Source organism: Ruegeria sp. CDSB136, from assembly GCF_059610965.1.
Map to the genome: position 1 here is coordinate 1 of NZ_JBXWOP010000004.1, position 13,468 is coordinate 13,468.

Genomic DNA, 13,468 nt, shown 5'->3' on the forward strand with positions numbered 1-13,468 from the left:
CGGTTGTAGCTCAGTTGGTTAGAGTACCGGCCTGTCACGCCGGGGGTCGCGGGTTCGAGCCCCGTCAACCGCGCCATCGCTGCCAGCCTGTGATCCGGGTCAATGGATCAGACATAGACCCTAAATGCGCGGTTGTAGCTCAGTTGGTTAGAGTACCGGCCTGTCACGCCGGGGGTCGCGGGTTCGAGCCCCGTCAACCGCGCCATTTCCCTGATTTCCTAGATTGACCGAAAACAGTTGCCCATTGAGGCGATCGACATGGGGCCAATGTCAGGAGTTGTCGGCAATAATCCGACTGTTCACATTTTGTTCTAACTTTTGTGTTGGAGACTCAGCTTGGCTCGCCTATTTCTAGGACACTTGTCTGTTGGGGGCCGAAATGGCTGAGCTGAAGAATATCGAGGTGCGCGGAGCGCGCGAGCATAACCTCAAAAGTATTGATGTTGACATTCCACGCGATCAGCTTGTGGTGATTACAGGTCTGTCTGGTTCGGGCAAGTCGTCGCTGGCCTTTGATACCATCTATGCCGAAGGTCAAAGACGCTATGTCGAAAGCCTGTCCGCTTATGCGCGCCAGTTTCTGGACATGATGGAAAAGCCAGACGTTGACCATATCAGCGGCCTGTCCCCGGCGATTTCCATCGAGCAGAAAACGACGTCGAAGAACCCACGCTCCACCGTTGGTACGGTCACCGAGATCTATGACTATTTGCGCCTGCTGTTCGCGCGTGCAGGGACGCCCTACAGCCCTGCCACGGGTCTCCCCATTGAGGCGCAACAGGTGCAGGACATGGTCGACCGCATCATGGCGATGGAGGAAGGGATGCGCGGATACCTTCTGGCACCCATCGTGCGGGACCGAAAAGGGGAGTACAAAAAGGAGTTTCTGGAACTTCGCAAACAAGGCTTCCAGCGCGTCAAGGTGGACGGGGAGTTCTATGAACTTGATGAGCCGCCCACTCTGGACAAGAAGTTTCGCCATGACATCGACGTCGTAGTCGACCGTCTGGTTGTACGCGAAGGGATGGAAACACGTCTGGCCGACAGCCTGCGGACTGCGCTGGATCTGGCCGACGGAATCGCGTTTCTGGAAACCGCGCCGCGCGAAGGAGACCCCGAACGTATCACTTTCAGCGAGAATTTTGCCTGTCCGGTCAGCGGCTTCACGATCCCCGAGATCGAGCCGCGCCTGTTCTCGTTCAACGCACCTTTTGGGGCATGCCCGGATTGCGACGGTCTGGGAGTGGAACTGTTCTTCGATGAGCGTCTCGTGGTGCCGGACCAGACACTGAAACTGTATGACGGGGCACTGGCGCCGTGGCGAAAGGGTAAATCGCCGTACTTCCTGCAAACCATCGAAGCCATCGCCCGCCACTTTGAGTTTGACAAGAACACCCCATGGAAAGACCTGCCGGAGAAGGTGCAGCAGGTGTTCCTTCGGGGGTCTGGTGATGAAGAAATACAGTTCCGTTACGACGAAGGTGGACGGGTTTATCAAGTGACTCGCAGTTTCGAGGGTGTAATTCCCAATATGGAACGCCGTTACCGCGAGACCGACAGCGCCTGGATCCGTGAAGAATTCGAGCGCTATCAGAATAACCGCCCATGCGGCACATGTGATGGTTACCGTCTGCGTCCCGAAGCCCTGGCCGTCAAAATCGCGGGCCTGCATGTTGGGCAGGTGGTTCAGATGTCCATCAAGGAGGCTCTGGCCTGGATCGAGGATGCTCCGAACCATATGAGTACGCAGAAAAACGAGATTGCTCGCGCAATTCTCAAGGAAATCCGCGAACGACTTGGATTCCTGAATAATGTTGGTTTGGAATACCTTACGCTGTCACGTTCAAGTGGAACCCTGTCTGGTGGCGAAAGCCAGCGGATCCGGTTGGCCAGCCAGATCGGTTCGGGTCTGACAGGGGTTCTGTATGTGCTGGACGAGCCGTCAATCGGGTTGCACCAGCGCGACAATGACCGTCTGCTTGGAACGCTCAAGAACCTGCGCGACCAAGGGAATACCGTGATCGTTGTTGAGCATGACGAAGAAGCCATCCGTGAGGCTGATTACGTTTTTGATATTGGTCCCGGCGCCGGTGTGCATGGCGGGCAGGTCGTAAGCCAGGGAACACCTGCGGAAATAACGGCGGATGCGGCCTCGATCACGGGGCAATACTTGGCCGGAACGCGCGAGATCGCGGTGCCCGCTGAACGGCGCAAGGGCAACAAGAAGAAGGTGTCGGTGGTCAATGCGACCGGGAACAACCTGAAGAATGTGACGGCTGGGTTTCCTTTGGCCAAGTTTGTCTGTGTGACCGGGGTTTCCGGCGGCGGGAAATCCACTTTGACCATTGAGACGCTGTTCAAAACGGCGTCGATGCGCCTGAATGGCGCGCGCCAGACACCTGCGCCGTGCGAGACGATCAAGGGACTGGAGCATCTGGATAAGGTCATCGACATCGACCAGCGGCCGATCGGGCGGACTCCGCGTTCAAATCCAGCAACTTACACGGGGGCGTTCACCCCGATCCGCGACTGGTTTGCCGGTCTGCCCGAGGCCAAGGCACGAGGGTACAAACCGGGACGGTTCAGCTTCAACGTCAAGGGAGGTCGGTGCGAGGCCTGTCAGGGGGACGGGGTCATCAAGATCGAGATGCACTTCCTTCCGGATGTCTACGTGACCTGTGAAACCTGCAAGGGTGCGCGGTACAACCGCGAGACACTGGAGATCAAATTCAAGGGCAAGTCCATCGCGGATGTTCTTGATATGACGGTGGAAGACGCGCAGGACTTCTTCAAAGCTGTGCCTTCCATTCGCGACAAGATGGACGCACTGGCGCGGGTTGGTCTGGGTTATATCAAGGTCGGACAGCAGGCCACCACGCTTTCGGGTGGTGAGGCGCAGCGGGTCAAGCTTTCAAAGGAACTGTCCAAACGTTCGACCGGGCGGACGCTGTATATTCTGGATGAACCGACCACCGGCCTGCACTTTGAAGATGTCCGTAAGCTTCTGGAAGTACTGCACGAACTGGTAGATCAGGGAAATACGGTCATTGTGATCGAACACAACCTGGATGTGATCAAAACCGCCGATTGGATCATCGATATTGGCCCGGAAGGTGGCGATGGCGGCGGACAGATTGTTGCCGAGGGCACACCCGAGCAAGTTGCGGAGTGTGAGGGCAGCCATACCGGGCACTACCTCAGGCCGATGTTGAATTTGGACCGGGTCGCTGCAGAATAGCGGCCCGTCAGTTTCCTAGTACAGGATATCCGCCACGGCGCCGATCAGGTTGAGAACTTTCCGCGTTTCAGGATCGATTCTGTAGACATAGTCGCCGGCGCGAACGTAATTGCCGCCTCGTTTCAGGCCGTATCGATAGGGATCGTCGATCCAGACATAGTCCCGTTCGATACGGTCGCCCGTCCGATATAGGTTTTTGACCTGTCCTGGTGGCACGCAGGGGACTGCCTTTTTGGCCAGACCGGGCGGGCAGTGCCCGGCCTTTCCCTTTCCGTTGCCAGCTTCGACCGCAGCCGTACTGATCACCAGCAAAGCGATGGATCCAAAAATTCTCAGAGTCTTCATCGGCGGCCCCTGCAATTATTCTGCACTGGTTTTAGCACGTACAGACCGGGACAAAGAAGTGACGACAAACAACTATTTTCGGGTCAGCAAAAAACTGCTTTACGCGCCTCAGCTCCGGCCTCTCTTTTCAAACCGGGGCAGCATGGCGGAAAAGTCTTTCCCCAACCCATCTTCAGCTTCGACAAATTGTTCATACAAGGCCGTTGCAGCCTGGCCCATGGGTGTGTCCGCATCCGACCCTTCCGCGGCCTGCTGGCTAAGGCGTAAATCCTTCAGCATCAGCTCTGCAGCAAAACCTGGTTTGTAGCCGTTGTCGGCGGGACTGGTGGGACCAACGCCGGGGGCAGGGCAATAGGCGTTCATTGTCCAGCTATATCCGGACGATGTACTGACGACATCAAACATCTTTTGGCGATCCAACCCCAACTTGTCGGCCAGTGCAAAAGCCTCACAGGTCGCGATCATGGTGACGCCGAGGATCATGTTGTTGCAGATCTTTGCCGCCTGACCTGCGCCGGAGTCGCCGCAATGAACGGCCTTCTGGCCCATGACGTCGAACAGCGGTTCGGCCGTTGAAAACGCTTCTTTCAAACCACCTGCCATGAAAGTCAGCGTACCAGCTGCGGCGCCCCCAATACCGCCTGAAACCGGAGCGTCAACGGCTCTTAGCCCGGCTGCCAGGGCCTGATCCGCCACAGCGCGCGCGCTGTCGACGTCGACGGTTGAGCAATCAATCCAGGTGGCGCCTTTCTGCATGGCCGGAACAATCTCGTCCGCGACAGATCGCAAGATCTGACCGTTTGGAAGCATCGTAATTGCCACGTCTGCTCCGGCGACGGCCTCGGCCCCGGAAGATGCCATGGTGACCCCTTCGACTGTGACGTCTGCCATGTCAAAGCCAACCACAACATGCCCGGCCTTCGCCAGATTGGCGGCCATCGGTGCGCCCATGTTGCCAAGGCCGATAAACCCGATTTTCATCCTTATTCCTCCTCGAATGTCAGTGCGTCCGCGCCCAGTGGTTGCAGCATTTTCGAAACAACGACTGCGGGTACGGATTGATCCGCAAAGCTCCACCTAGGATTGCGGTCCTTGTCTATGATCTGCGCGCGAATGCCTTCCAGAAAATCCCCGTGTTCCATGGCGCGGAACGTAAACCGGAATTCCAGTTCCAACGCTTTGCGTATTGTCAGCGATGGCCCACGCAATCGATGCAGCATTTCTACGTAACAGGCCATAGACAAAGGTGAATGCCGTCCGAGTGTGGCCAGAGTTTTGGTGGAGAAATCCGGATCAGCGTTACGCAGATTGGTCAGGATGTCGCCCAGCGCCTCGCCCGAGAATATGTCATCGATCACAGGTTGGTCCTGCTCCAATGTACTCTCCGGCGGAGTCTGCGCGTGTTTGGCCAGTATCTCGGCATCACCAGAGGCTTCGAGCAGTTCCATGAGATCGGACCATTGGGACTGCGGGATATAGTGATCGGCAAATCCGGCATAAATCGCATCACCTGGCCCCATGCGTCGTCCGGTTGTTCCCAGATATTCACCTAACCGGCCGGGTGCCAGGGCCAGCATCAGCGTGCTGCCGACGTCCGGAACCAGTCCGATGGAGCATTCAGGCAATGCGATCTGCGCGGTCTCGCCCACGATCCGGTGACTTCCGTGGCACCCGATGCCAACACCGCCGCCCATTGTGAAACCCTGCAGAAAGCTGACCACCGGTTTGGGGTATTCGAAGATCAGGGCATTCAAGCGGTATTCATCGCGCCAAAAGGTTTGACCATAGGCGAAATCGCCTTTCATACCCGTTTCATAAAGCTCGGCAATGTCACCTCCGGCGCAAAAGGCCTTGTCGCCTTCGGCATCGGTAATGATCAGGTCAACCGAGTCATCTTCGCGCCAGTTCCGCAGGGCACTGTCTATGGCCATGCACATGTCATAACTAAGCGCGTTGAGCGCCTTGGGCCGTGTCAAAGTGATGCGCCCGGCGCGGCCTGTCACACGGATGTCGATATCTGGCATTTGATCCTCAGCGTTGGGCAAGCATCTGGCGGGCGACGATCACGCGCATGATCTCGTTGGTGCCTTCCAATATCTGATGCACGCGCAGATCACGCACAAGCTTTTCGATCCCGTAATCGGCCAGATAGCCGTACCCGCCATGCAACTGCAGACATTGATCGACGACTTTTGATCCCGTTTCGGTAACGAACTTTTTGGCCATCGCGCAGAATTTGCTGGCATCGGGTGTGCCCTGATCCAGCTTCCACGCGGCCTGCCGCAAGAAGACGCGTGCGGCCTGCAGTTCGATCTCTATATCAGCCAGTCGGAACTGCAGGGCCTGAAACTGGTCGATGGATTGACCGAATGCTTTACGCTCGGACATGTATTGCAAGGTCATGTCCAAGCCGGTCTGCGCCGCACCCAGAGAGCAGGAGGCGATATTCAAGCGCCCGCCGTCCAGTCCCATCATGGCGTACTTGAATCCATCCCCTTCGGTGCCGACCAGGTTCCCTGATGGTATCTTGCAGTCATCGAACTGCACCTGCGCCGTCGGCTGGCTTTTCCAACCCATTTTCTGCTCCAGCGCCCCGAAGCTGAGACCGGGCGTTCCGTCTTCGACATAAACGGTCGAAATCCCCTTGGGACCATCCTGACCCGTGCGCACCATGCAGACATAAGCATCAGAGTAGCCACCGCCCGAGATAAACGCCTTGGTGCCGTTCAGCGTGTAACCTTCGTTTGTACGTTCGGCGCGGGTTTTGAGCGCTGCAGCGTCCGAGCCCGAGCCGGGTTCGGTCAGGCAGTAGCTGAGGACCGTATCAAGACTGAGAACCTGTGGCATGATACGTGATTTCAGCTCGTCACTGGCGAAGCTGTCCAGCATCTTTGCGCACATGTTGTGGATCGACAGAAAGGCTGCAACCGACGGGCAGGCCATGGACAAAGCTTCAAAAACCAGCGTTGCATCCAGCCTGCTCAGACCCGATCCTCCTGCGTCCTCAGAGACATACAAGCCACCGAAGCCCAGTTCGCCGATCCGGGGCCAAAGGTCTTTGGGAATGGTTCCATCCGCCTCCCATTGCCGCGCAAACGGAGCGATGTTTTCCTGCCCAAATGCATAGGCCATGTCGAAGATAGCTGTCTGTTCCTCGGTCAGCGCGAAATCCATGCCAATCCTTCCCGTCGATGCTGAATTGAACGATTGTTTATTTCCCAATCGTTACAGAAATTTTGCACGATCAGCAATCATGGGAAGTAAGGTTATGGTATTGATCGGCCCCGGGTGCGCGATATCAGAGATCTTCGTGGAATTCCTCGATCAGGTGCTTCACGACCGCCTGACCGGGATCGTCCCCTTTTGCCACGGCCTCGGCGTGTACACGGCGCTGGCGTGTGGCGGACGTTCCGTTTTCCGCAATTTGCCGCAGGCGGGCCAATTCGGTCATCGTGCCCAACGCCTCGGTATCTTCCGCCAGCATTCCCATCAGTTCACCAATCAGTTCAGGCATTGGCTTGATTGAACGGTCGCCAAAATCGATCAGCCCCTCGCCAACGCCGTACCGTTGCGCGCGCCAGCGGTTTTCGCCGATGAGGAACCGGTCATAGTGACGCCAGCGCAGGTTACGGTCTTTCAAACGACACAGCATCCGGGTCAGCGCCTGGATCATCGCAGCCAGCGAAAGGGCGTGTTCCAGCCGGGGCTGCACATCCATGATACGGGTTTCCAACGTCGGAAACCGATGCGAGGGGCGCAGGTCCCACCAGATCTTTGAGGTGTCTTCGATGACGCCGAGTTCCACAAGGATTCCTGTCGTACGCTCGTATTCAGCCCAACTGGCCGGTACCGGAGGCAATCCGGTTCGGGGCAGGTTGTCGAACACGGTCAGCCGATAGGAGGACAACCCGGTGTCTTCACCGCTCCAGAACGGAGAGGATGTGGAAAGAGCCAGCAGGTGCGGCAAAAAGTAGGACAGTTGTGGCATCAGATCGGCACGCAGCGCCTTGTCTTCGACGCCGACGTGAACATGCATGCCGCAGATCAGCATGCGTCGTGCAACACCGCCAAGGGCATGTTGCAAGGCGTCATAGCGATCCTTGCGTGTATGATGCTGGTCTTTCCACTTTGCAAAGGGGTGGCAGGATGCGGCAATCGGAGCCAGATTGTATTCAGCGGCGCGCGTGGCAACGCAAGACCGCAACCGCTTGAGGTCCTCACGGGCCGCGCCAATCGTGGCATGAGGGCGGGTTCCCACCTCGATCTGGCATTGCAGGAATTCAGGGCTGACCTGACCTTCAAAATCGGCCTGGCAGGCATCCATCAAAGCGGCAGGTGCTTCGGACAATTGCAGGCTGTCGCGGTCCACAAGCAGGTATTCCTCTTCAATACCCAGCGTGAATTCCTGCTGCATGGCGGCCCTCCGGTCTTAATGTTCACGCCAGTGAATACGGAATTTGCCCTTTTGCCAAGTGTTTGCCGCGCAGGTGCTTGCGAAGCCTTGGTCGGCAAAGGTAAGGAGCGGGGAGTGTTCAACCACGGATCGGAGACGGCGGCGTGAAACCCAGGAAATTCCCGCGGACCAATGCAATTCTGGATCGCTTCGGCGTCAAGCTGATCGACAAAGTCACTGAACGGGATGAGCGCGCCCGACTGGAAAGCTTTGAACGGGCAGGCGGATTGGAACGCCCTGCATATGCCCTTTCTCCGGGAATGGATGGGTTCGATGTCGGCCCGCTGGTCGACGAATATCACGAACATGCCGATGCGCTTGCGGCATTGAAGGACCCGTCGCGCAACAAGACCGGCTATCGCATCGGGAACGGATACTATGACAGCCCGGATGCGGACGCGCTTTATCTGATGATCCGCAGATTCAAGCCGAAACATGTGATCGAGGTCGGGTGTGGCAATTCAACCCGCGTCACGCGACAAGCGATCATTGATGGCGGGCTGAACACCCGCATTACGGCAATCGATCCGTATCCGAGGGCGGATATTGCGCATGTCGTGGATGATTTTGAACAAAAACGACTGGAAGCTGTCGATCCGGCGCTGTTTGAAAACCTGCAAGAAGGCGACGTTCTTTTCATCGATTCCAGCCACGTGGTCCGCATGAGCAACGACGTCGCGCATCTGTTCTGTCGCATCATTCCGGCCCTGAAACCGGGTGTCGTCATCCACGTGCACGATGTTTTTTTGCCCTACGAATACCCCAATCGTTTCTTCTATGATTGCCCCGGATGGGGCGAACAGTACATGCTGCACGCATTGCTGCAATCTGATTTGTATTCAATGCTTTGGCCGGGATATTACCTTCAGCGGGAACGCCCGGACGCGGTCGAGGCCTTGCCATTCCTGAAGGATGGTCGGGCACAGAGTATTTGGGTTCAGCTCAGAAAATCTTGACCTCAAAGTGATCCGGCACGCCGGGGCTGCCGTAACCCTTTCCATAACAAGCTGGAGAGGAGATGACAGCCATGTTTCGCCGCACATTCCTGGGCGCCGCCGCCGCGATTGCACTGACTTTGCCAATGCAGGCTCGTGCCGGGTCCGATATTGTTGATACCGCCGTCTCGGCCGGATCATTCACCACTCTTGTCGCCGCAGTTCAGGCTGCAGGGCTGGTTGACACTTTGAAAGGCGACGGTCCTTTCACTGTTTTTGCCCCGACCGACGAGGCGTTTGCGGCTTTGCCCGAGGGTACCGTTGAATCGCTTCTGCTGCCTGAAAACAAAGATCAGTTGGTTTCCATCCTGACCTATCACGTGGTTCCGGCCAAAGTTATGTCAGGGGACATCGCAGGTAAGCGCGCGAAGGTGCTTACCGTTCAGGGCGACCGCCTTAGCGTGAACGCCAAGAACGGCGTCAAGGTTAACGGTGCCAAGGTGGTTCAGGCTGATATCGAAGCCAGCAACGGCGTGATCCACGTTGTCGACGCGGTAATCCTGCCTGAATAAGTTTCCCAACAAAAAATGAAAAACCCCGGCTTTGAGTCCGGGGTTTTTTTGTCAGATCAGTCTGACTTGTGTGCCGATCTGCACCAGCGGGTACAATTGTTCGACATGCTGATTGTACAAACCAATGCAGCCGGATGAGCTTTGACGACCGATCTTGCGCGTATCATGCGTTCCATGCACCAGATAGGCAGGCCAGCCCAGATACATTGCGCGGGTTCCCAGCGGATTGCCCGGGTCGCCACCTTCCATTCGCACAGGCAGGTTCGGATCACGCTCGCGCATAGATGCAGTCGGGGTCCAGCTGGGGTTTTCCCGCTTGCGCACAACTTCGGTATACCCGCGTTTGGTCAATTCCTCGCTCATCGGAACCGAGCTGGGATAGAGTTTATAGGTCCCATCCGGGGCCCAGTAGTGAACGGCGCGGCTGGTAATATCGGCCAGCAGGCATCCGACGCCCAATTCATTGAAGTGATCCTGCCAGTTCTGCTGCGAAAACGAGGACACATTGCGGCGCACCGGCAACTGCGTGCTGATGGCTTCTTCTTCCTGCGGAAACGCATCGGAGCTTTGCGCGCGTACCAGGGCAGGCGTCGCCAGAAAGGTCGCTGCGCCCAGCAATGCAGAGCGGCGGGTCATGCGGGGATTTGACAAGTTGGCCTCCGGTTCAGGAACTGCTCGGGTATTTATTTGGCGCTAAAATATTGTCAGCCGGTTCGGTTTTCCAGAGCTTTGCGTCTGAATTTTTCGTGAAATGGTCCCCGTTGGCTATGCTTTGCCGAAAAAAAGCCCGGCCTGCGGCAGGCCGGGCATATTGATTTTTAGATCCGATGTGCGGATCAGTCCATCGCTTTGAAGTTGAACTCGCCACCTTCCTTGATGCCAGATGGCCAGCGCGACGTTACGGTTTTGGTCCGGGTGTAGAACTTGAAGCTGTCCGGACCGTGCTGGTTCAGGTCGCCGAACATGGATTTCTTCCAGCCGCCAAAGGTGTGGTAGGCCAGCGGAACCGGGATCGGAACGTTGATGCCCACCATGCCGATGTTCACGCGGCTGGCAAAGTCACGCGCGGTGTCACCGTCGCGGGTGAAAATAGCGGTGCCGTTGCCGTACTCGTGGTCCATCGCCAGCTTCAGCGCTTCTTCATAGGAGCCGGCACGGACAGTCGAAAGAACCGGGCCAAAGATTTCCTGCTTGTAGATGTCCATGTCCGGGGTCACGTGATCAAACAGGTGCGGACCGACAAAGAAGCCGTCCTCATAGCCCTGCAGGCTGAAGTCGCGGTTGTCGACAACCAGTTTCGCGCCTTGTTCCACGCCCGAGTTGATCAGACCCAGAATGCGCTCTTTCGCGGCACCGGTGACAACCGGGCCCATGTCGACATCGTCGCCCGCGGTGTAGGGGCCGACCTTCAGCTTTTCGACACGGGGGATCAGTTTCTCGATCAGCGCGTCGGCTGTTTCCTCACCTACCGGAACGGCGACGGAAATGGCCATGCAGCGTTCGCCCGCCGCGCCAAAGCCTGCGCCAACCAGCGCATCGGCCGCCTGATCCAGATCCGCGTCAGGCATGACGATCATGTGGTTCTTTGCGCCGCCAAAGCACTGCGCGCGCTTGCCGTTCGCGGTGGCACGCGAATAGATGTATTGCGCGATCGGGGTCGATCCAACAAAGGACACGCCCTGAATGACTTCGCTGTCCAGCAGCGTATCCACAGCTTCTTTGTCGCCATTGACGACCTGGAACACGCCTTTCGGCAGACCGGCCTCGACGAACAGTTCGGCCAGCATCAGCGGCACGGACGGGTCACGCTCGGACGGCTTCAGCACCACGGCGTTGCCGCAGGCCAGGGCAGGGCCGACATGCCACAGGGGCATCATTGCCGGGAAGTTGAACGGCATGATCGAGGCGACAACGCCCAGCGGCTGGCGCATGGAGTACATGTCGATGCCGGGACCGGCGCTGTCGGTGAATTCACCCTTCAGCATCTGAGGCGCACCGATGCAGTATTCGATGACTTCCAGACCACGCTGCAGGTCACCCTTGGCGTCGGGAATGGTTTTGCCATGCTCGCGGCTCAGCGCCTCGGCCAGTTTATCCATATCGCGGTTCATCAGGCCGACCATGGCCATCATCACCCGCGCACGCTTCTGCGGGTTGGTCGCGCCCCAGGCCGGTTGTGCGGCGGCGGCGCTGGCAATTGCAGCAGTGGTTTCAGCGGCACTTGCCATCGGGCATTTGTACTGCACTTCGCCCGTTGCAGGGTTGAAGACGTCGTCAAAGCGGCCGGACGATCCCGCCACGTTTTCGCCGTTAATGAAATGGGTCAGTTCAGTCATAGCGAATTCCTCCGAAGTAAGTTGCGCGCACAATAGGCTTGCATAAATCACTTGAACAGAGGCAATGTCTCAAAGAAGTTTTGCAAAAATGCAAAGGTTTTGGATGAACCGGAACTGGGATGATATGCGGGTGTTTCTGGCGGTGGCCCGTGAACAAAGCCTGTCTGCCGCCGGCCGCCTGTTGAAGATCGACGCTGCAACCGTTGGGCGTAGAATCGCCCGGCTGGAAACCGCGCTGGAAACACCGCTATTCTCAAAATCTCAGCAGGGATACATTCTGACCACTGCCGGCGAACGGTTGGTCGAGCATGGATTACAAGCCGAAGAGGCAATGCGGGCCGCAGCCGGAACAGTTACGGGATCCTCCAAAACGCTGAGCGGTCAGATACGGATCGGTGCACCGGATGGCAGCGCCAATTACCTGCTGCCCCAGGTCTGCGCAAAGATCTGTGATGCAAACCCGGATCTGGACATACAGATTCTGGCCCTGCCGCGGGTCATCAATCTGTCCCGGCGCGAGGCTGACATGGCAGTTACCGTCAGCGCCCCGACGGCAGGGAAATTGCTTGTCCAGAAGATCAGTGATTACCGGCTGCATCTGGTTGCCACGCAGGAATACCTGGCACAGCATGACGCCATTCATTCTGTGGACGACCTGCGAAGGCACCGGATGATTGGTTACATTCCTGATATGATCTTTGATCGTGAACTGGATTATCTCGTTGATCTTGGCGTTGACCGTGTCGCGCTTGCATCGAATTCCGTCTCAGTTCAGCTGCGCCAGGTCACGCTTGGCAGCGGCATCTGTGTTGCGCATGACTTCACGCTTCCGTTCCATCCGAACCTGCGGAAAATATTGACGGATCAGGTCAGTCTGACGCGCAGTTTCCATCTTGTCCGGCACCTCGGAGATCAGCGCAATGAGCGACTGAATCGCTTTGCCGACGCGTTGACGCAGGGCATCCGCGAAGAGGTCGCGCGGCTTGAGGCTCAAGCTGCACCTTGACAGGTGCAAACATTCGGGCAAGGCTTTGAAAAAACAGTACGTTAGTCCGGAGGTTTTTTGCAAATGCTTGTACAGGCCATTCTCAAATCCAAGGCGACCAGCGGGGTAGTGACCGTTCAACCTTCGGCTACCGTGTCCGAGGCGGCCCAGATTCTGGCGGATAAACGGATTGGTACGGTGGTTGTGTCCGATGATGGCGGAGAAACAGCGGCCGGTATCTTGTCGGAACGCGACATTGTGCGCGAACTTGCCGCAAGCGGCAGCGGATGCCTGACCCAGCCGGTCAGCACGTACATGACCCGCGAGCTTGTGACCGCATCGCGGCAGGATTCCGTGCAGGACATCATGTCGCGCATGACCGAAGGGCGCTTTCGACACATGCCGGTGATAGAAGATGGCAAGCTGGTCGGCATCGTCACTTTGGGCGACGTTGTCAAAGCGCAGCTGTCCGAACTGGCGATGGAGAAAGATGCGCTGGAAGGCATGATCATGGGGCATTGATGCCCTTTGCATGTAACGGGGCCTCTTGCACCTGCGGCAGAGTTGTGTTTGCTTGCGCAGAAATTTTATTGCGCAGGAGGTC

At 57.3% G+C, this 13,468-nt stretch carries 12 protein-coding genes and 1 tRNA gene; 6 read left to right on the forward strand and 7 right to left on the reverse strand.

Annotated elements, in window-relative coordinates:
* The first annotated feature begins 128 nt into the window (after positions 1 to 128).
* A tRNA-Asp gene (locus AC2FIR_RS05495) sits at positions 129 to 205 on the forward strand.
* Between the two features lie 174 nt (positions 206 to 379).
* Complete coding sequence (gene uvrA / locus AC2FIR_RS05500) at positions 380 to 3,238, forward strand: excinuclease ABC subunit UvrA (protein WP_496762009.1); 2,859 nt, start codon at positions 380 to 382, stop codon at positions 3,236 to 3,238.
* Between the two features lie 15 nt (positions 3,239 to 3,253).
* Here uvrA and AC2FIR_RS05505 read toward each other — a convergent pair whose 3' ends face one another.
* The 5 genes from AC2FIR_RS05505 to AC2FIR_RS05525 form a co-directional block, all read right to left on the reverse strand.
* Complete coding sequence (locus AC2FIR_RS05505) at positions 3,254 to 3,583, reverse strand: hypothetical protein (RefSeq protein WP_480489779.1); 330 nt, start codon at positions 3,581 to 3,583, stop codon at positions 3,254 to 3,256.
* Positions 3,584 to 3,691: 108 nt separating this feature from the next.
* Positions 3,692 to 4,564 carry a 3-hydroxyisobutyrate dehydrogenase gene (gene mmsB / locus AC2FIR_RS05510; RefSeq protein WP_480489781.1) on the reverse strand — a complete coding sequence of 291 codons (873 nt, stop codon included), beginning with the start codon at positions 4,562 to 4,564 and terminating at the stop codon, positions 3,692 to 3,694.
* A gap of 2 nt (positions 4,565 to 4,566) precedes the next feature.
* Positions 4,567 to 5,607: an enoyl-CoA hydratase/isomerase family protein gene (locus AC2FIR_RS05515; RefSeq protein WP_480910376.1), complete on the reverse strand. Its 1,041-nt coding sequence runs from the start codon at positions 5,605 to 5,607 to the stop codon at positions 4,567 to 4,569.
* A 7-nt stretch (positions 5,608 to 5,614) separates the two neighbouring features.
* Positions 5,615 to 6,757 carry an acyl-CoA dehydrogenase family protein gene (locus tag AC2FIR_RS05520; RefSeq protein ID WP_496744191.1) on the reverse strand — a complete coding sequence of 381 codons (1,143 nt, stop codon included), beginning with the start codon at positions 6,755 to 6,757 and terminating at the stop codon, positions 5,615 to 5,617.
* A gap of 124 nt (positions 6,758 to 6,881) precedes the next feature.
* A complete protein-coding gene (locus AC2FIR_RS05525) occupies positions 6,882 to 7,997 on the reverse strand; it encodes a carboxylate-amine ligase (protein WP_170616837.1) in 1,116 nt (371 codons plus the stop codon).
* Between the two features lie 143 nt (positions 7,998 to 8,140).
* On the opposite strand from AC2FIR_RS05525, the gene AC2FIR_RS05530 reads away from it, so the two are divergent.
* The gene (locus AC2FIR_RS05530) at positions 8,141 to 8,992 is read left to right on the forward strand and encodes a class I SAM-dependent methyltransferase (protein ID WP_496744189.1); all 852 of its coding nucleotides are present in this window, start codon (positions 8,141 to 8,143) and stop codon (positions 8,990 to 8,992) included.
* 71 nt (positions 8,993 to 9,063) lie between these two features.
* Complete coding sequence (locus AC2FIR_RS05535) at positions 9,064 to 9,543, forward strand: fasciclin domain-containing protein (RefSeq protein WP_170616841.1); 480 nt, start codon at positions 9,064 to 9,066, stop codon at positions 9,541 to 9,543.
* 51 nt (positions 9,544 to 9,594) lie between these two features.
* Here AC2FIR_RS05535 and AC2FIR_RS05540 read toward each other — a convergent pair whose 3' ends face one another.
* Together AC2FIR_RS05540 and AC2FIR_RS05545 are read right to left on the reverse strand one after the other, a co-directional pair.
* Positions 9,595 to 10,179 carry a L,D-transpeptidase gene (locus tag AC2FIR_RS05540; protein WP_170616925.1) on the reverse strand — a complete coding sequence of 195 codons (585 nt, stop codon included), beginning with the start codon at positions 10,177 to 10,179 and terminating at the stop codon, positions 9,595 to 9,597.
* A 200-nt stretch (positions 10,180 to 10,379) separates the two neighbouring features.
* On the reverse strand, positions 10,380 to 11,879 hold the full coding sequence (locus tag AC2FIR_RS05545) for a CoA-acylating methylmalonate-semialdehyde dehydrogenase (RefSeq protein ID WP_170806277.1): 1,500 nt from the start codon (positions 11,877 to 11,879) through the stop codon (positions 10,380 to 10,382).
* Positions 11,880 to 11,982: 103 nt separating this feature from the next.
* Between AC2FIR_RS05545 and AC2FIR_RS05550 the strand changes: the two genes are divergently transcribed.
* Together AC2FIR_RS05550 and AC2FIR_RS05555 are read left to right on the forward strand one after the other, a co-directional pair.
* On the forward strand, positions 11,983 to 12,885 hold the full coding sequence (locus tag AC2FIR_RS05550; RefSeq protein WP_496762075.1) for a LysR family transcriptional regulator: 903 nt from the start codon (positions 11,983 to 11,985) through the stop codon (positions 12,883 to 12,885).
* A gap of 63 nt (positions 12,886 to 12,948) precedes the next feature.
* Positions 12,949 to 13,386, forward strand: coding sequence for a CBS domain-containing protein (locus tag AC2FIR_RS05555; RefSeq protein WP_170619007.1), 438 nt, complete (start codon positions 12,949 to 12,951; stop codon positions 13,384 to 13,386).
* Positions 13,387 to 13,468: the final 82 nt, after the last annotated feature.